The sequence below is a fragment of the Phnomibacter ginsenosidimutans genome (genome assembly GCF_009740285.1).
Taxonomy (GTDB): Bacteria; Bacteroidota; Bacteroidia; order Chitinophagales; family Chitinophagaceae; genus Phnomibacter; species Phnomibacter ginsenosidimutans.
Genome location: NZ_CP046566.1, coordinates 1,983,247 through 2,005,785 on the forward strand (window position 1 = coordinate 1,983,247; position 22,539 = coordinate 2,005,785).

General features: G+C 45.2%; 19 protein-coding genes. 6 read left to right on the top strand and 13 right to left on the bottom strand.

From position 1 onward, the window contains the following. Positions 1–13: 13 nt before the first annotated feature. From GLV81_RS08605 to GLV81_RS08625, 6 genes are all read right to left on the bottom strand, one after another. Positions 14–643, bottom strand: a complete 630-nt coding sequence (locus GLV81_RS08605) for a Crp/Fnr family transcriptional regulator (protein ID WP_157478503.1) — start codon at positions 641–643, stop codon at positions 14–16. Positions 644–784: 141 nt separating this feature from the next. Then, positions 785–2,095, bottom strand: a complete 1,311-nt coding sequence (locus GLV81_RS08610; protein ID WP_157478504.1) for an amidohydrolase — start codon at positions 2,093–2,095, stop codon at positions 785–787. A gap of 20 nt (positions 2,096–2,115) precedes the next feature. Continuing rightward, positions 2,116–2,463 carry a DUF3471 domain-containing protein gene (locus GLV81_RS19340; RefSeq protein WP_197429041.1) on the bottom strand — a complete coding sequence of 116 codons (348 nt, stop codon included), beginning with the start codon at positions 2,461–2,463 and terminating at the stop codon, positions 2,116–2,118. Continuing rightward, the gene (locus GLV81_RS08615; RefSeq protein ID WP_197429042.1) at positions 2,363–3,586 is read right to left on the bottom strand and encodes a serine hydrolase domain-containing protein; all 1,224 of its coding nucleotides are present in this window, start codon (positions 3,584–3,586) and stop codon (positions 2,363–2,365) included. The genes GLV81_RS19340 and GLV81_RS08615 overlap by 101 nt, the downstream gene beginning before the upstream one ends. A gap of 214 nt (positions 3,587–3,800) precedes the next feature. Then, a complete protein-coding gene (locus GLV81_RS08620; RefSeq protein WP_157478505.1) occupies positions 3,801–5,366 on the bottom strand; it encodes an acyl-CoA mutase large subunit family protein in 1,566 nt (521 codons plus the stop codon). Positions 5,367–5,376: 10 nt separating this feature from the next. After that, positions 5,377–5,895, bottom strand: a complete 519-nt coding sequence (locus tag GLV81_RS08625) for a DUF7935 family protein (RefSeq protein WP_197429043.1) — start codon at positions 5,893–5,895, stop codon at positions 5,377–5,379. 154 nt (positions 5,896–6,049) lie between these two features. Between GLV81_RS08625 and GLV81_RS08630 the strand changes: the two genes are divergently transcribed. After that, positions 6,050–6,388, top strand: a complete 339-nt coding sequence (locus tag GLV81_RS08630) for a HesB/IscA family protein (RefSeq protein WP_246186336.1) — start codon at positions 6,050–6,052, stop codon at positions 6,386–6,388. Positions 6,389–6,445: 57 nt separating this feature from the next. Here GLV81_RS08630 and GLV81_RS08635 read toward each other — a convergent pair whose 3' ends face one another. After that, a complete protein-coding gene (locus GLV81_RS08635; protein ID WP_157478508.1) occupies positions 6,446–7,744 on the bottom strand; it encodes a hypothetical protein in 1,299 nt (432 codons plus the stop codon). 76 nt (positions 7,745–7,820) lie between these two features. Continuing rightward, positions 7,821–9,671, bottom strand: coding sequence for an FAD-dependent oxidoreductase (locus GLV81_RS08640; protein WP_197429044.1), 1,851 nt, complete (start codon positions 9,669–9,671; stop codon positions 7,821–7,823). Between the two features lie 224 nt (positions 9,672–9,895). Here GLV81_RS08640 and GLV81_RS08645 point away from each other — a divergent pair, with 224 nt between their 5' ends. Beyond that, positions 9,896–11,704, top strand: a complete 1,809-nt coding sequence (locus GLV81_RS08645; RefSeq protein WP_157478510.1) for a right-handed parallel beta-helix repeat-containing protein — start codon at positions 9,896–9,898, stop codon at positions 11,702–11,704. Positions 11,705–11,749: 45 nt separating this feature from the next. Here the strand turns inward: GLV81_RS08645 and GLV81_RS08650 are convergent, their stop codons facing one another. Next, positions 11,750–12,157 (bottom strand): DUF4332 domain-containing protein, encoded by a 408-nt coding sequence (locus GLV81_RS08650; RefSeq protein ID WP_157478511.1) that lies wholly within the window; start codon positions 12,155–12,157, stop codon positions 11,750–11,752. Positions 12,158–12,287: 130 nt separating this feature from the next. Beyond that, positions 12,288–15,314 (bottom strand): protein translocase subunit SecDF, encoded by a 3,027-nt coding sequence (gene secDF / locus GLV81_RS08655; RefSeq protein WP_157478512.1) that lies wholly within the window; start codon positions 15,312–15,314, stop codon positions 12,288–12,290. Between the two features lie 230 nt (positions 15,315–15,544). Between secDF and GLV81_RS08660 the strand changes: the two genes are divergently transcribed. Then, entirely contained in the window at positions 15,545–16,093 is a 549-nt protein-coding gene (locus tag GLV81_RS08660; RefSeq protein WP_157478513.1) for a C40 family peptidase, read from the top strand. Between the two features lie 163 nt (positions 16,094–16,256). After that, positions 16,257–17,450, top strand: coding sequence for a pyridoxal phosphate-dependent aminotransferase (locus GLV81_RS08665; RefSeq protein ID WP_157478514.1), 1,194 nt, complete (start codon positions 16,257–16,259; stop codon positions 17,448–17,450). A gap of 75 nt (positions 17,451–17,525) precedes the next feature. Here GLV81_RS08665 and GLV81_RS08670 read toward each other — a convergent pair whose 3' ends face one another. Next, positions 17,526–17,978: a hypothetical protein gene (locus GLV81_RS08670; RefSeq protein ID WP_157478515.1), complete on the bottom strand. Its 453-nt coding sequence runs from the start codon at positions 17,976–17,978 to the stop codon at positions 17,526–17,528. A 197-nt stretch (positions 17,979–18,175) separates the two neighbouring features. Between GLV81_RS08670 and rimO the strand changes: the two genes are divergently transcribed. Together rimO and bshC are read left to right on the top strand one after the other, a co-directional pair. Next, positions 18,176–19,486, top strand: a complete 1,311-nt coding sequence (rimO, locus tag GLV81_RS08675; protein WP_157478516.1) for a 30S ribosomal protein S12 methylthiotransferase RimO — start codon at positions 18,176–18,178, stop codon at positions 19,484–19,486. A 27-nt stretch (positions 19,487–19,513) separates the two neighbouring features. After that, a complete protein-coding gene (bshC, locus tag GLV81_RS08680) occupies positions 19,514–21,103 on the top strand; it encodes a bacillithiol biosynthesis cysteine-adding enzyme BshC (protein WP_157478517.1) in 1,590 nt (529 codons plus the stop codon). Here bshC and GLV81_RS08685 read toward each other — a convergent pair whose 3' ends face one another. Both GLV81_RS08685 and purE read right to left on the bottom strand, forming a co-directional pair. Next, positions 21,104–21,994: a DUF6929 family protein gene (locus GLV81_RS08685; RefSeq protein ID WP_157478518.1), complete on the bottom strand. Its 891-nt coding sequence runs from the start codon at positions 21,992–21,994 to the stop codon at positions 21,104–21,106. Next, the gene (gene purE, locus GLV81_RS08690) at positions 21,984–22,502 is read right to left on the bottom strand and encodes a 5-(carboxyamino)imidazole ribonucleotide mutase (protein WP_157478519.1); all 519 of its coding nucleotides are present in this window, start codon (positions 22,500–22,502) and stop codon (positions 21,984–21,986) included. Before purE ends, GLV81_RS08685 begins: the two co-directional genes overlap by 11 nt. Positions 22,503–22,539: the final 37 nt, after the last annotated feature.

Sequence of the window (22,539 nt, forward strand, 5' to 3'; positions counted from 1 at the left end):
GGCAACTTCTTTTTTAATTCAGATAGCCGTGGTGGGGCGGCAAATCCGGAATGAAAATCTTTCGGTTCTCAATCAGCAGCAAACCATCTTCATGCATTTTGCGAATGGCCCGGATGACTGTTTCAACCCTTAACCCGGCAAGGTCGGCTATTTGCTGGCGGGTCAGTTTGAGTTGAAAACTGTGCGGACAAACGTGGCGTTTTTCCTTCAGGAAATATTCCAAGAGAATGCGGATGCGATCTTCAGGTGTATGGCGGGTAATGGAGTACTGCATCAAAAATTTGAAACGGATTCTTTCTACCAAAATGCGGTTCATTTCCAGATGTAATTCATGGTCCTCTTTCATGAGTTTGCGAAACACATCTTTGCGTAACCGCAGTATCAGGCAGTCTTCGCCGGCAATGGCGGATGCTGCATAAGGCCGGTCATCAAACAATGGCAATTCACCAAAACACTCACCCGGTTCTATGATGGATTGTACATGCTCTTGTCCGTATTCATCAATATTCACCCAGCGTACACTACCACTCACCAACTGATGGTAGTAGTAACAATACCCGCCTTCATGAAAAATGATTTCGCCTTTTTGCACTTTGTGATAAGATGCACCCATGGCGAGCAACAGATGAATATCGAGGCTCATAGCTTCCGTTTTACGGTTACGAAAAAGCAGCAATTCTCTTTATCAAAATATGATAAAAATCTTGTATTGAAAAGGGGAGATTATTGTGACAAAAAAAGCGGTAACCATGGGCTACCGCTTTCACAATCACTATTTGTCGATTTATTTTTTCTTGGTTGCCGGCGCTTTCAAAGCGGCATAGTCAAAAACCAGGTTGGCAAAAGCTTTTACACCTACGTCGAGCATGCTGTCGTCGATGTAAAAATCGGGCGTGTGGTGCGGTGCTGCTTCTTTTGGATTTTTGCCGGCAGGCATGCCACCCAAAAAGAAAAAGATGCCGGGCACTTTGTCGCTGAAATACGAAAAGTCTTCTGCACCGGTGGTCCACTCTGTGAGTTTTACATTGCCTTCACCTGCAGCTTTTACCAGCGATGGTACCATCATGGCAGTAAGCTCCGGATTGTTGTACGTCACCAGTGTTTTGGTATCAATGTTGATTTCTGCAGTAGCGCCATGTGCCTCGGCAATGGTGGTCACCAGTTTCTTCATGCGTTCGTGCAATTGCTTTTGCATGTTGGGCTCCAGTGTACGGATGGTGCCTTCCATCGTTGCTTCTTCAGGAATGATGTTGCTGCGAACACCACTGTTGATTTTACCAACAGAAATCACTACGGGAGCTTTGGTGAGTTCCATTTCGCGGCTCACAATGGTTTGCAATCCATCAATGATGGCGGCACTTACCATAATAGGATCTACACCCGACCAAGGCTGTGAACCATGCGTTTGTTTGCCTTTTACTTTAATGGTAAACCAATCGCTGCTGGCCATGGTGCCTTCGGGTTTGTATTTGATTTGACCGATAGGCGTTTGCGAATTGATGTGCAAACCAAAAATGGCATCCACTTTCGGATTGTCGAGGGCACCTTCTTTAATCATGAGTGGTGCACCGCCTTCTTCATTGCCGGGAGGGCCTTCTTCTGCAGGTTGAAAAATAAAGACAACTGTGCCAGGTACATCTTTTTTCATATTTGCCAGCAGCTGCGCTGTACCCATCAAAATGCTCACATGTGTGTCATGTCCGCAGGCATGCATCACCGGAACGGTTTGTCCTAAATACTCGGCCGTTACAGTTGATTTAAAAGGTAAGTCCACCCGTTCTTTCACGGGCAGCGCATCCATATCAGCACGGAGTGCTACTACCGGGCCGGGCTTGCCGCCACGCAGTATGCCTACCACGCCGGTAACGCCCACTTTTTCCCGCACTTCTATACCCAGTGCTTTCAAATGTGCTGCAATGTAGGTAGCTGTTTGTACTTCGCGGTTGCCCAACTCCGGATGCTGGTGCAAGTGGCGGCGCCATTCAACCAATTTGGGCTGCAATGCAGCAGCACCCGAATTGATGGTGGCCGCATTGGGTTGTGCCATGGCTGCGGTGCTGAGCACCAACAGCGAAGCGGTCATTGTTTTTCTCATAGCTATTGTTGTTAGTTGTTTTATTGTTTGGTAAAAGTGTACGCATCCATTTCTACAAAAGGATTCACGGGAATTTGCAGCGATTGCACAGCATTGTTTTTGACATCGAATTTGGTAGCAAAAATGCCATACTCAATATTGTTGTATTCCAGCAGCCACTCATTGTTGTCCATATAAGTTAGTGTTGCCGTCATAGCCGGATGCTGTTGAAAACGCACCGTCAACTGTTTATTGTTGTTTGTGGCAACAGTAATGTTTCCGTACAATTCATGGGCATAAGTGCCGGTGTATTTTTCCAGCGAAAGCGTTGGCGTTTGTCCTTTTACACGGTTGCGCCATGCGGCAATTTCTGAGAGCTGCTCTTTCATGTCTTGCTGAAAACCGGGTAGCATTTGTGCACTGCGATCTACTGCTTGGTACTTTCAAAAAATAATCGAGCAGTTGGTACCGCAATGCTTCAAAAAAGTTTTGGTTGTCATTGTTGGTGAGGATGGCAATGCCCAGTTTTAAATCGGGCACAAAGCACACATTGCTCACCATGCCGGCGGCACCACCGGTGTGCCAGTACAATTGGTGTCCGTTGTAATCAGCAGCAAATACGCCCAAGCCATAGCCTCTGAAATTGATGGGATACACTGATGATTTAAAACTACCGGTCATTACATTGATGCTGCGGGTTCTGGCCAGTGTGCTCCATGGCATCACCCGTTGTCCGTTGTGTCGGCCACTGTCTAATTGAAACAGCAACCATTGGCTCAGGTCTTGTACATTACTCACAATACTTGCTGCCGGACCAAGGTTATCCCATTTATCATAAGGAACAACATTGAGGTTGCCCGTGTACGAAGTGGTGTACGGCGTAGCAATATTTTTGCTGCGCAATTCAATGCCATTGGAAGCCGCAAAACTGTTGCGCATATCCAGCCGGTTCAATATGCTGTCTTGCACATATTGCTCCCAGCTTTGGCCTATCACTTTCGGAATGATTTCACCTGCCGTCATGAAGCAGCTATTGCAATAGCCATACTCTTGCCGAAACACTGCTGATGGTTTCAGTAGTCGCATCCGCTGCATAATGTCGGAGCGGGAGAGGGTGGTGTTCCAGAAAGTAAAATCGCCCTGAAAAGTTTTGGTGCCAATACGGTGGCTCAGCATGTCCCGAATGCTAACGAGCTTTGTATTGATGGGATCGTATAGCTGATAATCGGGAAAGTATTTGGTGATGGGATCGTTGAGGTTGAGCTTGCCTTGTTGTTCCAAATTGGCCAGTGCGGTACCTGTAAACAATTTGCTGTTGCTGGCAATAAAGAAATGCGTGTTGGCATCCACAGGTGTTTTGCTTTGAATGTCTTTTACACCGTAGCCCTGCAGTTTAATTACCTGTCCGTCTTTTACAATCACCAATGCCAAACCCGGTAGTTGCCAGTCGCTTAATCCTTTGTTGATGTACGCATCCAAATCGGCACCCAATGATTGAGGCAGTTGTGCCATTGTATGTGTAGCTGCGAAGAGTAAGCAGAGGACGGAATAAACAATTCGTTTCATAAGCAATGAATGACAAAAAAGAAAATGGAGTATGTGTCGGAGCAATGACGGTGAGCGGTTAGCAATTTAGCAACTGTCTGCTATTCTATGGTAGTTTTTTCGTGAATGGGCAAAAGAAAACCCCGGAGCTTGCCGGGGTTTGTAAAATGGTTGTTGATGCCTATTTGTATTCGCCAAACACTTGGCGCAGCACATCTGAAATTTCACCCAGAGTGCATTTGTTTTCAACGGCGCTGATGACATGCGGCATGAGGTTGCTGCCATCTTTGGCGGCAGCTTCAATGTTGGCAAAGCTTTGTGCAGCCAAAGCAGCATTGCGGCCTGCTCTTAATGCCGACAGTTTTTCCGACTGAATACGGCGAATGCTGTCATCAATTTTAAACACCGGCGGGTGCTGCTCTTCTGCCACCTGAAATTTATTGACGCCCACAATAATTTTGCTGCCGTTTTCAATATTGCGTTGATACTCGTAGGCGCTACGGGCAATTTCATCCTGCATAAATCCTTCTTCAATAGCAGTAACGCTGCCGCCCATCGCATCAATTTTTCCCATTAGTTCCCATGCTTTGGCTTCTACTTCTGCAGTGAGTGCTTCTACAAAATAGCTGCCGGCCAACGGGTCTACAGTATCTGCTGCACCACTTTCAAACGCCACAATTTGTTGGGTACGCAGCGCAATTCTGGCGGCTTCTTCAGTGGGCAAACTCAGGGCTTCATCATAGCCATTGGTATGCAAACTTTGTGTGCCGCCCATTACTGCGGCCAGCGTTTGCAAGGTTACTCTTGAAATATTGTTGAGTGGTTGCTGAGCAGTGAGTGTACTGCCACCTGTTTGTGTATGAAAGCGCAGCATCATGGCCTTTTCGACTGTTGCGCCCAATTCTTTCATAATCTTCGCCCACATTTTACGGGCTGCTCTAAACTTGGCTACTTCTTCAAACAAGTTGTTGTGTGCATTGAAGAAGAAAGACAGGCGTTTGCCAAATACATTGATGTCGAGGCCTTTTTCCAACGCAGCTTTTACATACGCCTTTCCGTTGCTTAAGGTAAATGCTATTTCCTGCACAGCTGTGCTGCCTGCTTCACGAATGTGATAACCACTGATAGAAATGGTATTCCATTTGGGCAGGTCTTTGCTACACCATTCAAAAATATCGGTGATGATGCGCATGCTGGGCTTGGGCGGATAGATGTAAGTGCCACGTGCCGCATATTCTTTCAGAATATCGTTTTGGATGGTGCCACTTATTTTACTCAAATCTGCACCTTGCTGTTTGGCCAAAGCTACATACAAGCTCAGCAAAATATAACCCGTTGCATTGATGGTCATGCTGGTACTAACGTCCTGCAGATTGATGCCTTTGAAGAGTGTTTGCATGTCTTCAATGCTATCAATAGCTACACCAACTTTTCCTACTTCACCTTCGGCCAAAGCATGATCGCTGTCGTAGCCTATTTGTGTGGGCAAATCAAAGGCTACACTCAGGCCCATTACACCTTGGTTGAGCAGGTAGTGATAGCGTTTGTTGCTTTCTTCTGCGGTGCTAAAGCCGGCGTACTGGCGCATGGTCCACAGCCGGCCGCGGTACATGTCGGACTGCACCCCACGGGTAAAAGGAAAGACTCCCGGCTCTTCTAATGCTGGCGTTGCATTTTTCGATTGAGCACTGTAACGTACATCAATGGGAATACCACTGTCGGTATGTACAGGTTTTATATCACTCATGGCAAATCGTTTAGTTCATCAGTTGCTGCACTTCAAATTGCAACGCTTCCAATACTACTTTGTTCATGGTAGTATTTTCATTTTGATGAATGAGTTGAATCAGTTGTTTGTTGAACTCCATGGCCGGTGCATCTCCGGGTAGCATGGCTGCCACCTGGTTAATGATAAACATGTTTTGTTCTTTGATTTTGCTCACGGCATCCCAAATAGGGGCTTTTACATAGAGCTGCTGTGTTACGTTGTGGTCAAACTCTTCACGGATGGATTGCAACATCAATTGGCGCATGGTTTGTGTATCCAAACCGGGCTGGTAAAAGCGATTAATCAGATTGTCAATCTTGTTGCGTTCGGCAAACAGTGTGAGCCTTTCGTAGGCGGCAATTTTAAGCTTGTCGGCTTCTGCATTGCGGGGCGGCGTTTGGCGCAGCTTTTTCATGATGCGCTGTGTTTGAAAAAAGTAAAAGGCGAAAATGGCCAACACGACTACCAGAAAGAGGGCAAGCGTTACTTCTAAATGTGTAAAATCCATAGTGCTAAGGTAAGTGCTAACCTGCTTTGCTGTATGCATCAACAGCATGTTAATACGGCTTCCGATTTCAGAAATGTTTCTGTCATAGGAAAGGTCGGTGGATATAGGAATGGAGATAGCCGTAAATTTGCCAGCGGAGGAAATTCATATGGAAATGATTGCACAATTACCGGTTACGTTTACGGCTTCGGCCATTGCAGAGCTCAAGCGGTTGCTGGCGGAAGAGCCACTGGCCATGGGTAAGCAATTGCGGGTAGGTGTAAAAGGTGGTGGCTGTAGCGGCATGACCTATGTGCTCGATTTTGATGAGCCCAAGGAAGGGGACAAACATTTTGATATAGAAGGATTGCCGTGTTTGATCAATCCTTCACATGAAATTTATCTCTATGGCATGGAAATTCACTGGGAAGGTGGATTGAACAGCCGTGGCTTCACTTTCAATAACCCCAATGCCAGCTCTACCTGTGGCTGTGGTACCAGCTTTGCAGTTTAATTTTTTTCGAGCAAATAAAGAACGCCACCTAAGCACGGGTGGCGTTCTTGTTAGGAGCTATTGCTGTATCGTTTTTTCAAATCGCTCAATGATCGGCGCAATTTCTTCAGGTGTAACCGGGCCTGGTTTGTCATCCAAATTGATTACAATGAGATAGCCTTTTGTACCCGGTGTTTCAATAAAAGTATTCACCAGGTTCAGTTGGTCACTATTGCTGATTTTACCTGTTTTCGGATCCCAGATTTCTCTACCACAGAGGCAACCCAGTGTGGGAGAAATAGGGTAGTAGGGTTGGCCTTTGAACCACTCCGGATCAATGGTAGTGCCGTGTGCAATAATTTCGCTGCGCCCAATTTTACCCGCTTGGTAGGCTTCCATTAAACCGCTCCATTGCTGCCAGTTGGCGGGGAAATAACTGCGGTACAATTTCTCCGGTGGCGCATTAAACACAATGGGAAAATAATGCGTAAATGTGGGCGGATTTACTTCATGCATCATCACCATTTGCAGGTTGGGCGTGGGACCAATGAATACATTTTTTGAAATGCCTGTACCTGTAATGGCATACAAACCCTGCGGTGTACTGCCATTGGTAATGAAATACGGCAGGTTGCTGGCAGAGCGGGCCAGTTGCACAAAAGATTTCAATTGGCCTTGTTCATCTTTTGCAAAGCGGCCATCCGCTTGTTGCACTACTGCAAGACCGGGTGCATTGCGATGGCTACGCTGAAATGAATACACCACTTTGAATTTGTGCAATTGTTGGTGGGCAAATAAGCTATCTAAAGCAGGCAGAGCTGTAGTATTATTTTTTTGTAAATGCTGTTGCAATGCTGTCAATAAATCATTGCTGCTGTAATTGGGGAAACGCTTGGGTAGTAATTGCAACAACCAGCTTTGCAAACCTGCATCGGCCCGGTACAGATAGCTGGCCGTTTGTGCAAACAGTTTGGGATGATCTGTTTGTTGCACGATGCGTTTCGCTTCTGTCACAAACGTATTGGGATACAAACCATACACCAGTTCCATTAAAGCCCGTTGATTGCCTGATGACAAGCGGCCAAATTGTTGCATGAGCCGGGCAACGCCCGAATCGCTTTGTGGTGTACGCACCAGGAATTGACTCACCGCCCAAATAGCCGATTCCAACTCACCATCACTGCTGTCGATATTGAGGGTGTTCAGCGAGTTGGCCTGATCTATTAATCGCTGCTTTCTTTTTTCAGCCTTCTCGTTTTGGATGCTGTATGGAGAAATGATTTTTTCCTTATCGAAATACAACTGCGTTTTCGCTGCAAAAAATGAAGCGGTAAATATTACCGTCAATAACCATTTACTGTACTGAGTTGCTGCCATAACAGGCAAACTTCTGCCATTCTTTGGAAAAGGTGTTGCGTAGCAGATGGTTATACACGGGGTGTGTCTAATTATTTCATTCAGCGGGTTGTATCCATGCACCGGAATGATCGATTTGGAAACGCTCAAAGGGTTGCAAAAATTCGTTGATTAAGACCGCAACTGTTCTTCTGGAGAGTGGTTCGTTTGGTTTTAAATCAGGCATTAACTGATTTGCTTTCGCCGATATTTCTGTTGGGTTTATTTTCATCAAAGTTGCCAGCAGAGAGTTGAGTTCTGCCATCGTCAGGTTTCTACTGCTCAAGCTTGGCACATTTTCGAAATAGGCTTTCAATCCGGTTAATACTTCTTGTGTGTTGGCGATACTATCAGGATAAAATCGAGTTTCATTGGCCCATCCTTTGGGAATGCCTTTGCCTTTTAATATACCCGTGGCACCTATTTTTTGTATGGCTATAAAATGTTTGTCAGTTGGTGGAACATCCAGATAGGGCATAATCATAGCACCCTGTCGCAGGAGTGTTGCCTGTACGTCACGCACTTGTATTGCTGCAGGTTGTTTCATTTGCAAATAACTCATGGCGGCCAGTACACCTGCGGCCTGGCCTGTAAGCATTACCACTGGTTGCAAACGGGTTGTGCCGTTTACCACATTGCTCACACTAATGGCTTTTTCCGCTACAATCAATCCTTGTGTTTTTTCAGGAATCAAAGCGCCAAGTGGCACATTGAATGATGGAACAGGGTAAAAACTCAGGTGCTGTGGAGCCATTGCATTTTTGCGGTGGTGATGATCGACAGGATAATCTCCAACGGCAATACCCGTTTTATATAAAGCGGTTTTTTGGGAAAATGGCTGTGCAATATCCGGCAGTGTAAACCGGACCAAACCTTTGCTGCGCCTGCCTTCGCGGTGGTATGGGTAAAATGGCAACTTATCAGCAGTAGGAAATTCATCATCAGCAAGCCCGAGATTTTTGAAGCCCAATTGCGTTTGTATAAAATAGATAAAACGCAAGGTGGTTTGTTTGGCTGCCACCAATGCCTGCTCTCTTTCATCAGGCGTCATGTTGATAATATTGACATAATGATCGTTGCCTTCTTTCGGCCAGTTAATCATGTATTTTCCGTTGGGCAGTTTTCCGTAGTTGAGCATTTTCTGTGCATCAACGGTTGGTTTTTGGCGGCTGAAATTTTGATAATAATTGGTGCAGGCGGCATCAAATTCTGCTGGCGTATAGCCAATGGGTTTGGCAATGGTGCAATCCGCTTTGGAACCATAATCTTTTAATATGGCCACATAGGTGAGGTCTTGAATAATATTGCTCGATTCGGTAATGCCTACATTTTCTTGGTTGACGCTATCTGCTTCCATGCCCACATCAAACCGGGCACCAGCGTTGGCCATTACATCGCCCAGCTCGGTAGCGTCGATGGTTATTTGAGCATCTACGTATAGGCTGTCTTTTCTTTGAGTATGCACAAATACAGCACCTGTTACTTGTTGGTTGGTCATGTGGCATCGCACAAATTGCCATCCGTGCATTACGTTAAGCCATTCTTCTTTAGTGGCCAATTGCTGCCAAACCTTATTGCTTACATGTGGTTCAAAGTTGGTATGACTTACCCAGCCTGTGGCTAACGATTGGGTGCCATAATGTTGGTACAACTGCAGGCGAAATTCCTGCCAGATGCCGGATGGTAGTTGATGATTGCCATCGGTACAAGAAACTCCCGCTGCAGAAATCATACCTCCCAGCCATGGCGATGGTTCGATGAGTAATGTGGGTACTTTCAACCTTGCCGATTGTATGGCAGCAGCAGTTCCGCCGGTGCCACCGCCAATAACAAGCACTGCCGTTTGTGTATGCAATTGCGCAATAGCCAAGTGGCCTATGAGCAGCAAAGAACAGGAGAGAAGACTCAAATATTTGAATATGGAATGCATGTTTATATGGGTCAATCTTTATGAAAATTAAGCGTTTCAGGCATTGCATTTTCCGATGGATTTATTTGTTGAAGACACATTTGAAAAAGCTAGCCTTTTGAATGCAGTTAATTAATTCAACAGCATTACTTAAAAGCAGTCAATTGTATTTACCTTCATACCCGAAGCCCTGAACCGTATATTCCTGAATCGAAAATTGATGTATGCGGTTATTGAATATTTCCATTGTTGTTGTCGTGTTGTTACTTGGTAATGCATTGCTGGTACCCGCCAGCGGCAGGCAGTTTTTTGTAGCGGTCAATGGACATCCTAATAATCCCGGTACGTTTACACAACCATGGGCATTAGACACCGCGTTTCGAATGCCTGCATCAAGACTTACCGGAGGCGATACTGTTTGGATAAGAGGCGGAAAATACAGCGGTACTTTTATTTTGGATGCTGATGGCACAGTATCAAAACCCTTGGTGTATCAGGCTTATCCCGGAGAACGGGTTGTGTTAGATAGTTATACGGGTTTGAATAACAATGTAAAAACACTTGAAGTTGTAGGTAACTATGTTTGGCTGGTTGGCATTGAAATTGAAAATTCATCGCCCACCCGCATTAGTAATGCCAGCGGCATCAATACAGCCACTGATTTACACCAAAGTATTGGTATGGAAATTTATGGCAACAGTACACGAATCATCAATTGTAAAATTCATGATACGCCTGGTGTGGGTGTTGGCTATTGGAGTACCGCTCTGGATGCTGAAATTTATGGCTGTTTCATTTACAACACTGGCTTTTCTGCGTTAGACCGCGGCCACGGTCCGGGCATTTATACGCAAAACGGAGACGCTGCCAAACCCAAGGCCGTACGGAATAGTTTTTTATTCAATGGTTTTAGTACAGGCATTCAATTTTATTCTTCTGCCACTGCCAATAAACTGAAGGGGTTGATTATTGACAGTACCACCATTTTCAATTCAGGAGCTTTAACCCGACCAACGCAGGCAAGAAGGAAAAATTTTGTTGCTGGTGCAGAAACCAGTGGCAGAACCAATGCTACGCCCGGCGTTACCAGAGTGAGTGCTTTATACCTGACGGATAATGTATTGTACAGAGATACGGCCGACAATATCAATCAGCAATATTGGAAATATTGGGATTTCAGAGAGAATACGGAGCTCGGTTATCAGGATGAAACTTTGTCTGACAGCTTTGTAATCTTCACCAGAAATCATCTCTACGGTGATCCACTACCTATGCTATTGCACCAATGGGATAGTGGCGTTTTTAAACACAACTTTTTGTATAGCTATAAGCCCAATAACGACGGCGTAAGAAATGTGATTGAATTAGCAACAGGTGCAACTCCTTTTCCTAATTGGGACAGCAATACATACCGTACCAATGAACCGGCATATAATTCGCCATTTAATAATTTGACATTTACCAAATGGAAGGACAGTTTCAATATTGATCAGCACAGCAATTTTGTAAATGGTCCATTTACAGAGCAGTATGCTTTTGTAAGGCGCAATAAGTATAGCCGAAATACTTATTATATCACGGTCATGAATTATGCGCAGTTAGATTCGATGCTCATAAACCACAACTTTAGTGAGCACAACGGCATGCAGTTTTCATTGTATGATGTACAACGTTCTTTGTATGTACCGTTGAGTAAAGGATTGTATAATGGGACAAGTTTTAAGCTGCCGATGAAATTGACGGAAGTGGCGCCAACATTGGGTATTACACCCATGCCTCCAAAACATACCAGTGCAGCTTTAGGTACTTTTGTGTTAAGTTTTTATCCCAGCATTACAACTGTAAAAACGGGTGCCTGGAATGATCCAACAACATGGAATGTAGGTAGAGTTCCAACATCTGAAGATGATGTTGTATTGCAACATGCTGTTACTATTTCGGGTTTGGCCTGGTGCAGAAGTTTGAACAGCAACCAGCAACAAGTAACCACTCAAAGTGGAGCCCATTTACTTATCAGCAATACGGGCCAGTGATAATTCACTGACCCGTATTTATGGTTATTCAAATTAGTAATCCTATCAATGCTCAATAGCAGGTGACATCGTTTTTGCTTCGGCAATCATGGCTTCCAGCTCATGAACTGATGGTACTTTGCCAGATAGGCCAAACTCCTCATTTACAGCCATCAGTTTTTCATGCAAGTTAGTTGCATTACGGCCTTTTAGTTCCATTACGCTGTCCACACCGGCAGCTTCCAGCAGTTCACTTATTTGTCCGGCAATGCCTTTAATGCGCATCAAATCGGCATGGTTAACCCAGGTCAAAATCAGGCTCTCCGGAAGATGCGTTGCAGCTGCAATTTTTGAACGGCCTTGCTTGGTGCCGCCCAGTTTTAGCAGGTCGGTTGTGGTCATAATTCCTTCTTTATTCAACCGGGCTCCGTACGTTTCGCCAATTCCTTCGATGTCAATGATTTTGTAGGGCATATGATGATCTTTATATGGAGGGCAATTTAGGTACTTATCTTTTGTTTTACCATGCTGTGGTTCATAATCTTACATAAAAAAAACCACCTCATATTGAGGTGGTTTTAGAATATACATCACAAGCAATCGATTACGCTTTTGTACTTGCCGGCTTGGCTTTTGCCTGCGCTCCACTATCGCCAAGATGACGACCTTTTGCAAAGTCAACCAAGATGGGGGCCGCTACAAAAATAGATGAGTAAGTACCGGTGATTACACCAATCAACATGGCAAATGCAAAGCCTTTGGTCACTTCGCCACCTACAACAAACAGAATGAGGATGGTGAGGAACACTGTTACAGATGTCATGATGGTACGGCTCAAAGTATCATTGATAGATTTGTTGATAATGGTACCGTTATCAGCAGTAGGCATGTTCTTACTGTTTTCACGAATCCGGTCAAATACAATGATGGTATCGTTCATAGAGAAACCGATCACCGTCAGAATCGCAGCAATAAAGTGCTGGTCAATTTCGAGTGAGAACGGCACTACATGACGCAGGAAGCTGAATACTGCCAATGTTATGAATACGTCGTGCAGCAAAGCTACAATGGTACCAACGCTGTAACGCCAGTCGCGGAAACGAATAAAGATGTAACCTACAATAATGAGGATAGAGAAGATGGTGGCCAAAATAGCACCACGCTTCAGGTCTTCAGAAATGGTAGGCAATACCGTTTGTGAACCCACCTTGTGTACTGTTTCAAATGCTTCGAAGCTGGTGCCCTGAGGAAGGAACTTATTCAAACCAGTATACAATGTACGTTCTACTGTGCTGTCGATATTGGCACCTACTTCTTCAATCTTATAGGCTGTAGTAATGTTCAGTTGGTTTTGACCACCCAAAGTTTTTACAATGGGGTACTCGCCAAATACTTTCTGCAACTCTACACGTACATCTTCGTTGTCAACTTTTTCGTTGAAACGGATGGTATAGCTACGACCACCTTTGAATTCTACACCGTAGTCAAAGCCATAAATCAAAGAACCAATACCCAACAAGGCTACCACCACAGAAATGCCGTAAGCAACCTTGCGGAACTCAATGAATTTGTATTTGGCATGCTGGAAAATTTTGGTACCGATAGCGGTGAAATATTCCAGGTGGCGCTGTTTGTTGGTAAACCAATCGGTGATGGTACGGCTGATGAGGATGCCACAGAACAAGTTGAGGACAATACCCCACATTTGAACGTAAGCAAAACCACGAACAGGACCCAAACCGAAGTAGTACAAAATAGCTGCAGTAAGGAAAGTGGTAACGTGAGCATCCAATACAGGCGCCAATGAACGACGGTAACCATTGTTTACCGCTGTTTGATAATTACGTCCCCAACTCAGTTCGTCTTTAATACGTTCGAAAATGATTACGTTGGTATCTACCGCCATACCAATGGTGAGTACCAAACCGGCAATACCTGCAGCGGTAAAGGTGGCCCCCATGGCCGTGAGGATAGAAATGGTAAACAGCAGGTTCAGAATCAGTGAAATGTTGGCAATCCATCCGCTGTTGTTGTAGTACAACAACATGAAGGCGAAGATGACGGCAAAGCTGATGATGAATGCCAGAGAACCGCCATTAACGGCGTCTTCACCCAAAGTGGCTCCAACCACTTGCTCAGCAACAATTTTAGCAGGAGCAGGGAGCTTACCGCTCTTCAGCATTTCAGATACATCCTGTGCTTCTTTTACTTCGTAGCTACCAGTAATTTCTGAACTACCGTTGGGGATAGGACCATTTACTGTTGGAGCAGTTTGAACAAAATCGTCGAGTACAATGGCGATGCCTTTGCCCACGTTTTGCTCTGTCATGCGGGCCCAAATTTTGGCACCGGCATTGTCCATTTCCATTTTGATGGCTACACGGCCACGTTCGTCATAGTCCTGACGGGCATCGCTTACATGTTCGCCTTCCAGCTTGGCACGTTGACCATCTACGGTTTTCAGCGCATACAATGCCATGATGCCATTGGTCTTTTCATTTTCGCCACCGCTATAGCCGTATACAAATTTCAATGTAGAAGGGAACTGACCAGCGAATGCAGGATTACGCATCCGTTCGCCGAGTACAGCTGTATCTTTTGTTTGTACATAGCCAATGGGACCGGGGAAAATAACCTTGCCACTCTGGTCTTGCTGTGGTTGCAAAATTTGCAACAAGCTCGATACAGGGAAACGCTTGGCCTGACCTGCAGCGGTTGTATCTTTTTTCAGTAATGAATCAATCTTAGCAAAGCTGGCGCTGTCGGCACCTGTGCTGTTGAGTGCAACAGCCAAACCTTCTTCAGCAGCCTGGAAACTTTGGCCAATTTCACCAATATTGTACAATTCGAAGAACTGCAGGTTAGCTGAACTCTGCAAATAACGACGTACACGTTCTTTATCGGTTACACCAGCCAGTTCAACTGTAATGATCTTCTTCACCTTATCGGGGTTGATGGTGGGAGAAGCCACACCAAAACGGTCGATACGATTTTGGAGAATGTTGAAGGTGTTGGTAAAGGCAACATCAGATTCCTGACGCAGGTAAGTGATTACTTGAGCATCAGTGCTTTCGAGGTTAATGCGTTTGTTGCTGTTGGCAATAAACAATGGCGCCAATTTGTTGTTGGGAGCTACTGCTTTGTATTGCTGTACAAACAAGTCAATGAGATCGAGACCAGTAGTAGCTTTTTGCGCTACAGCCTTGTTCAGCGCTTCGTTAAATGCCTTGTCTGCACTGTAGCCGCTTTTAGAACGAAGGAAGTCGGCCATGCCTACTTCAAGCGTTACGTTCATACCGCCTTGCAGGTCGAGACCCAGCTTGGCTTCCTGGTCCTTGGCATCTTTGTAATTGAAACCCCACCAGGTAATTTTTTGCTGGCTGGTGCTGTCCAGCAGGCGCTGGTAGCGGGTTTGAATGGCAGCGTCCAGGGTGTCCTGGTACAGTTCCTGCAGTTTTTTATCGCCAGGGTACTTGGCCGCTGCGGCGGGCATGGTAGCCTTCACCTGCTTCTCGGCCTTCTCCTTCATCTTCTTTTCATGGCTGCTTACAAACCAGGTGAAAGACAACTGGTACAAGCTAAAAATGACCATGAGTGCGGCAAAAACACGCACCAAACCTTTCATTTGCATACAAACAGAATTAACCAGATTTTAAATGGGTGGCAAAAATAGGGGAATTGATGGCACATAGTAGGGTTTTGCACAATGGGGGGAAAATTGATTTTGCAGCCGATATTTCCGGCTGTCTATCCACCAGCAACCTGCCGGTAAAGCTAGTAGAATAAGGATTTCCACAACTGCAGGGCTGATGGTAAAATTTGCGTGTGGCCTAAGTAGAGGCTGCGCTTTACCATTGCTGCATGAAATCGGTTTCTGTGCAATGGTGGATGATTGTTGTTTGTGGCTTGTTGCTCAGCAGTTGTGCTGCCCGCAAAAAGCCGGACACGCCAACTGTACCCCCGGCCGTTACTTCGGGCACTGGCATGGTGCACCCCAAACTGGGCATTGTAGTTCCAGCCAATGTCAATCCTCAGTTGCTGGCTGGTTTAGAAAAGTGGCGGGGTGTGCCATATAAGTTGGGGGGCAATTCGGCCGCAGGTATTGATTGCAGTGGTTTAATTCTGCAGTTGTACAAAGAGGTGTACCAACAACAAACACCCAGAACAACTGCGGATTTATTTGCCCGTTCGCTGATGATTCCTGTTGATTCTTTGCAAGAGGGAGACCTGGTGTTCTTTTCCATCAACAGCCAAAAGCCCAGTCATGCGGGATTGTATTTGTGGAACGGATTCTTTTACCATGCCAGTACCAGCAAAGGCGTTATGATTAGCAGCCTGCAAGAAGCTTACTGGAAAAAATATTTCACTGCTGCCGGGCGTATCAAAAAAACAAATGCTACAAAGCCTTGATTATTGAACGCATTCGTTTCCGTTGTTTTTCATTCAATAAAAGCCCTTTGTGTTTTTAGAAACACCAAGTTGCTGGTCAAATGTTTAGAAATCTGCCATCAACTAGCATGGTTGATTGAATTACCTTTGCGGCGTTTATAAAACCTCTATTATTCCGAATACAATGAAATTAGCTACAAGACTGCAGAAGTTTAATGAGCCCGAAACGCTGAAAATGGCCAAGCTGGCCCGTGAACTTCGTGCTCAAGGCCACGATGTAGTAGGCCTGAGCCTGGGTGAACCCGATTTTGATACACCCGACCATATTAAAAAGGCGCTGGTAGATGCAGTCAACAACAACTATTCGCATTATCCGCCGGTGGCTGGTTATCCCGAATTGCGTCAGGCCATTTGCACTAAACTGAAGCGGGACAATAATCTGGACTATCTGCCTGAGCATACACTGGTGTCAACCGGTGCCAAGCAAAGCATTGCCAATCTGGTACTGGCCACAGTGGAAGAAGGAGATGATGTGATTATTCCGACACCATATTGGGTAAGCTATTCAGAAGTGGTTCGTTTGGCAGGTGCCAATCCTATTTTGGTACGCACTTCTTTGGAATCAAAATTTAAAATTTCTCCGGAGGAGTTGGAGGCAGCTATTACGCCCAACACCAAGCTGTTCATGTTTTCTTCGCCCAACAACCCAACCGGTACTGTGTATTCAAAAGAAGAACTGGCGGCATTGGTGCCTGTTTTTGAAAAGCATCCCGGCATTTGGATTATGAGTGATGAAATTTATGAATACACCAATTACGTAGGTAAGCATGAATCCATTGCGCAGTTTGCCAGCATTAAAGATCGTGTCATTATCGTCAATGGTTTGAGTAAAGGCTATGCCATGACAGGCTACCGCCTGGGTTATATAGCTTGCTCTAATGTAGATTTGGTAAAAGCATGTGACAAACTGCAGGGACAATTTACCAGTGGCGCCAATGCTGTAACCCAGCAGGGTGCAGTAGCAGCGTTGCTCGGCGATATGCAGCCTACTGCTGACATGGTAAAGGAATTTAGTGCCCGCAGAAGCATGGTGATGGAATTGTTGTCGGCCATTCCCAATATCAGAATTGATGAGCCAGCAGGTGCCTTTTACGTGTTTCCTGATGTAAGCTATTACTTCGGCAAAAAAGCAGGCGACACTGTGATTGCCAATGCTGACGAACTCTGCATGTTTTTGCTGGAAAAAGCCCATGTAAGTACCGTAACAGGTGGCGCATTTGGTGAGCCCAACTGCATCCGCATTAGCTATGCTGCCAGCCGCGAAGACATACAGAAAGGATTTACCCGTATTAAAGATGCGTTGCTGAGTTTACAGTAATCTATTTTTTCATACATCATATAAAAAGGGCTGTTCCAAATGGAGCAGCCCTTTTTGATATTGACTTGTTGCAGATTATCTGTTTAGAAACAAAATCCAAAAACAAATGACTACAGAAAGCATGATAAACATGAAGGCACTTCTGATTTTCTGAAAAATAACCTGGTATTTGGAGGCCATGATCGATTTGCGTTTAATCTCGGCTAAACCTTCCTTTGAAAGTTTCAGGATTCTGAAAAGACCAATGAGTAGCGTTAATAATCCAGTTAAGGCTATCAAACCTCTCATCAGCGAATTTTCCAAGGTCTTGTACTCAATTTGAGCAATGCCGTAGAGATTTACCAGCAGTAAAAAAAGCGCAGCTGGAATAACAACTAGTAAATTGAAACTGCTGATGAACCGAAGAAGCGTCAGCTTTTTCTTTCCTGATAAATCAGCCTGATTAATGACGATTGCTATTACAGATGCACTTATAAGCAAGAAAACCATGACAGCTTGATGCAGGAGCATCTCCCATTGAAATAGCATACAAAAGTTGTTTAATTCGGGTTGGTTTTGAGTTCGTTACAACGAAAATATGGGAGAAGATGGTTTCAACAAGCAGCTGTGTATAGATGAATGTGTATTGTGAATAGATGTAAGTGTCGAAAATGTAGGCGAAGGACAATTTGCTAAAACTATTCAGGTCGTTACAACCATACATTGGCAGGCCTACCTTTGCCGCCATGAAAGTGAGAAGCCTTACAAAGGATAAAGTCAACATCATCACCCTCGGGTGCAGCAAAAACCTCGTCGACAGCGAAACCTTGGGTGGTCAGCTCCGGGCCAATGAAATAGCTGTGGTGCATGAATCGGGTAAACTCGACCACAACATCGTAGTGGTAAATACCTGCGGTTTCATCGATAAAGCCAAAGAAGAAAGTGTCAATACCATTCTTGATCAGGTAGAACTGAAGAAGAAAGGAAAGCTCGATAAAGTGTATGTAACCGGTTGCCTCAGCGAACGCTACCGTAACCAGCTTGAAGCCGAAATACCAGAAGTGGATGCCTGGTTTGGTACCATGGAGCTGCCATTAATGCTCAAACAATTCAACGCCGATTACAAATCGGAGCTGTTGGGCGAACGCATGCTTAGTACGCCCAAGCATTATGCCTACATGAAAATAAGTGAAGGTTGCAATCGTACCTGTTCCTTTTGTGCCATTCCGCTGATGCGTGGTGGCCATGTAAGTAAACCTATGGATGCTTTGGTGGATGAAGCCAAAGCGCTGGTTCAAAAAGGGGTGAAAGAAGTAATGCTGATAGCACAGGAGCTTACTTACTATGGGCTGGACCTGTACAAAAAACGCACATTGCCCGACCTGCTGCACAAACTGGCAGATGTAGAAGGACTGGAATGGATTCGACTGCATTATGCCTATCCCTCCAAGTTTCCTTTGGAAATCATTGATGCGATTAAAGACCGGCCAAACATTTGCAACTACCTCGATATGCCGCTGCAGCATGCCAGCAACAATATGCTGAAAGCCATGAAGCGGCAGATAACCCGCGAAGAAATGGAAGATCTGGTAGGTGCCATCCGGCACAAACTGCCAGAAATTTGCTTGCGTACAACGCTTATCGCAGGCTACCCTGGTGAAACACGGGACGATGTAGAAGAACTGAAAACCTTTTTGGAAAAAATGCGTTTCGACAGGGTGGGCATTTTTACTTATAGCCATGAAGAAGGTACCAGCGCCTATGATGTAGTGGACGATGTACCTGCCGATGAAAAGCAGGCCCGTGCACAAGAAATCATGGAAGTGCAGCAGGAAATCAGCTACGAAAAAAATCAGGAGAAAGTAGGCAAGACGTTGAAAGTACTTATAGATAAAAAAGAAGCTGGCCGCTACCTCGGAAGAACTGAGTTTGATAGTGTAGAAGTGGACAATGAAGTGGTGATTCAATCAGCTAAAAAACTGGAGATTGGCCAGTTCTATCCTGTCACCATTACCAAGGCCTACGATTACGATTTAGAAGGTGTGATTGCTCAATAAGCTTGTTGGTATATCGAGTTTGCATGTATGAAAAACAGAGTTGGAATTAGTTATGCGGAAACCCAAGCTTTTTCAAAGCTGGTGATTGATTATTTAGCAGATGCTCCGGCTTTACAACCTTTCTATGCGCATCGACCCGATGTGCAGGGCATAGAGCAAGCTATTGCTGCCAAAGCCAATCATACTGTCAATCGTACATTGCTCGTAGACGAATTGAAAAACCAATATGCTACTGAAACTTTGACCAGCAAACAAGTTGCTCATTTGGAAGCATTGCTGCAACCCAACTGTTTCACCATTACCACGGCACATCAGCCCAACTTGTTTACAGGGCCATTGTATTTCATTTACAAAATCATTCATGCCATTAAGCTGGCCGATGAGTTGAACAAGCAATTTCCGCAGCAGCAATTTGTGCCTGTGTATTACATGGGTAGCGAAGATGCTGATCTGGATGAGCTCGGCCACTTTTTTATTGATGGCGAAAAGCGGGAATGGCAAACGCAACAAACGGGTGCAGTGGGCAGAATGAAAACGGAAAATGTAGAACCGCTTATCCGTCAATTAGAAGGACAGTTTGTGCAGCTGCCATTCGGCCCTTACATGGTGAACCTCCTGCGGACTGCGTATAGCAAACCCAATATTCAGGAAGCCACTTTTAGTTTGGTGAACCAACTCTTTGCAGAATTTGGCCTGCTGATTGTGGTACCCGACAATGCTGCATTGAAACGTCAATTCGTGTCCGTGATTCAGCGGGAACTGGAAGGCAATTTTTCGCAACCTGCTGTAGATGCTACCACTGCTTTGCTGGAACAGCATTACAAAGTGCAGGTAAAGGGCAGACCCATTAACATGTTTTACCTTGATGCATCAGGCGCCAGAGAACGCATTGAAAAAGTCGGTCATCAATATGTGGTGAACGCTTTGAATTTATCCTGGACCAAAGAAGAAATGTTCGCACTCACCGAATCCAATCCAGAATGTTTCAGTCCCAATGTGATTTTGCGGGGCTTGTTGCAAGAAACCATTTTGCCCAACGTGGTATTTATTGGCGGTGGAGGTGAGTTAGCCTATTGGATGGAGCTCAAGGCCGTGTTTGAAAAAGCAAACGTGCCGTTTCCGGTACTTATGCTGCGCAACTCTTTGCTGCTCATCGATGAGAAGCAACAAGCATTGCAACGAAAACTAGCATGGAGTTATGCTGATTTGTTTCAACCGCTGCAAACATTGCTGGATGTCATGGCTGCAGCCAATAATGATGCAACCATTGATGTAGCCAAAGAAGAAGCACAATTACAAAAGCAATACAGCCAATGGCAGGAGGCTGTGGCTAAAATTGATGTGACATTACAACCCTATGTTGCATCGTTGCATACAGCGGCACTCAAAGGACTTCGTGCTTTGCACAAAAAAATGAAACGGGCTGCCCGCAAGCAACTCGGCGATCGGGGCAGGCAGGCGGAGAAACTGAAAGCACAATTGTTTCCCAACGGTGGCTTGCAAGAGCGGGTAGAAAACGTGATGCCATTTTTGGCACAATACGGCCCGGGTTTGCTGCAAGAAATTTATGATGCCTCACCAGCAATTGAGCCGTCTTTTACCATCGTCGATTTGTAATCATTGCTTCATCGAAAGCTTGTACACAAAGCACTGACTATTGGCATCAATAGCACAAACGTGTATTATGATTTCGCCGGGAATGGTGGATTTTCCCAAACAAATAGATTGCAATTTCTGCCCGTTTAATGCAGGTACTTTATCGTGTAACGAAAGCAGGTAGTTGGTAGCAATGGTAGGTTGCTTCATCTTTTTCGATGCTTGTTGAATGATACCAATATAGCCATTGCTATTGTTGATGGAAGAGGCAGAAAACAAGAGTAAATCTTCCTTCGCATCAAATTCTAATCCTGTCACCCGAATGTTTTTGGTGGGGGGAACTTTTAATTCAATCACGGTTATATCAGCCATGGCACCCTTTGCCCAAAAGTCAAATTCAGTCACAATGAAATGATTGATGTCGTTTGTTGTAGCAGCGGCATTTGCTAAAACAATGCGGCCATTTACTTCTGCGGCTCCTTCAATCGATATTTGTGCAACACCCATTTTCCTGATGCGTTTGAAAAAGTCGGGGATTGTTAATGCCGGCGTATACAATTCGCTGTAGGTTTTGCCTTTGAGCGGAAACAACCAGATATCGCTTTTGTCGGTACGTTGCTCACCTGATCCCATGATGAGCAAAGCCGGGTTATTGGCAACTGTTACTATGGCCGTGGCCTGAATGCCTGCATTGCCGAGTGGCTTGCCTATTTTTTTGGGATAATCAAACAGCGATAAACTATCCAGCACTTCATGATTTTCGTTGAGCACAAAAATGCGGGTGGCATCATTGCCAATGGCCATAATGCTTCTGTCGAAATATTCGAGTGCTGTGATGCTTTGAAAAAATGGGAGCTGAGTAGCTTTTTGTAAAGTAATGACTGGTTGTGCAATCAGCAGATTACTGGTCAAAACCATTAGGATGACCTTGCTGACGCAAATGCGCCACTTTGCCCAGTACGGCTGCTTCCATTTCTTGTTTGTATGCTTCAACCTGATCGCCAATTGTAGCATTAAAGCTACCGATAATTGAGGCAGCAAGTATGCCTGCATTTTTTGCGGCATTCAATGCAACTGTTGCAACGGGTATACCATTGGGCATTTGCAAAATGGATAAAATAGAATCCCAGCCATCAATTGAGTTGGAAGATTTAACGGGAACGCCAATCACAGGTAAAGGCGTAAGCGATGCCACCATGCCAGGTAAGTGAGCTGCACCGCCGGCTCCGGCAATAATCACTTTCAAACCGCGACTGCGGGCCGATTGTGCATACTGCATCATGCGGGCAGGAGTGCGGTGTGCCGATACCACTGTGAGCTCATAGGCTATGCCGAAATGTTGCAGCACGTTAGCTGCTTCCTGCATAATGGGTAAGTCGCTGTCGCTGCCCATGATGATGCCGACGAGTGGTTGTTGCATAGTGGTTGTTTTGCTGCAAAGAAAATGAATGGTGCTG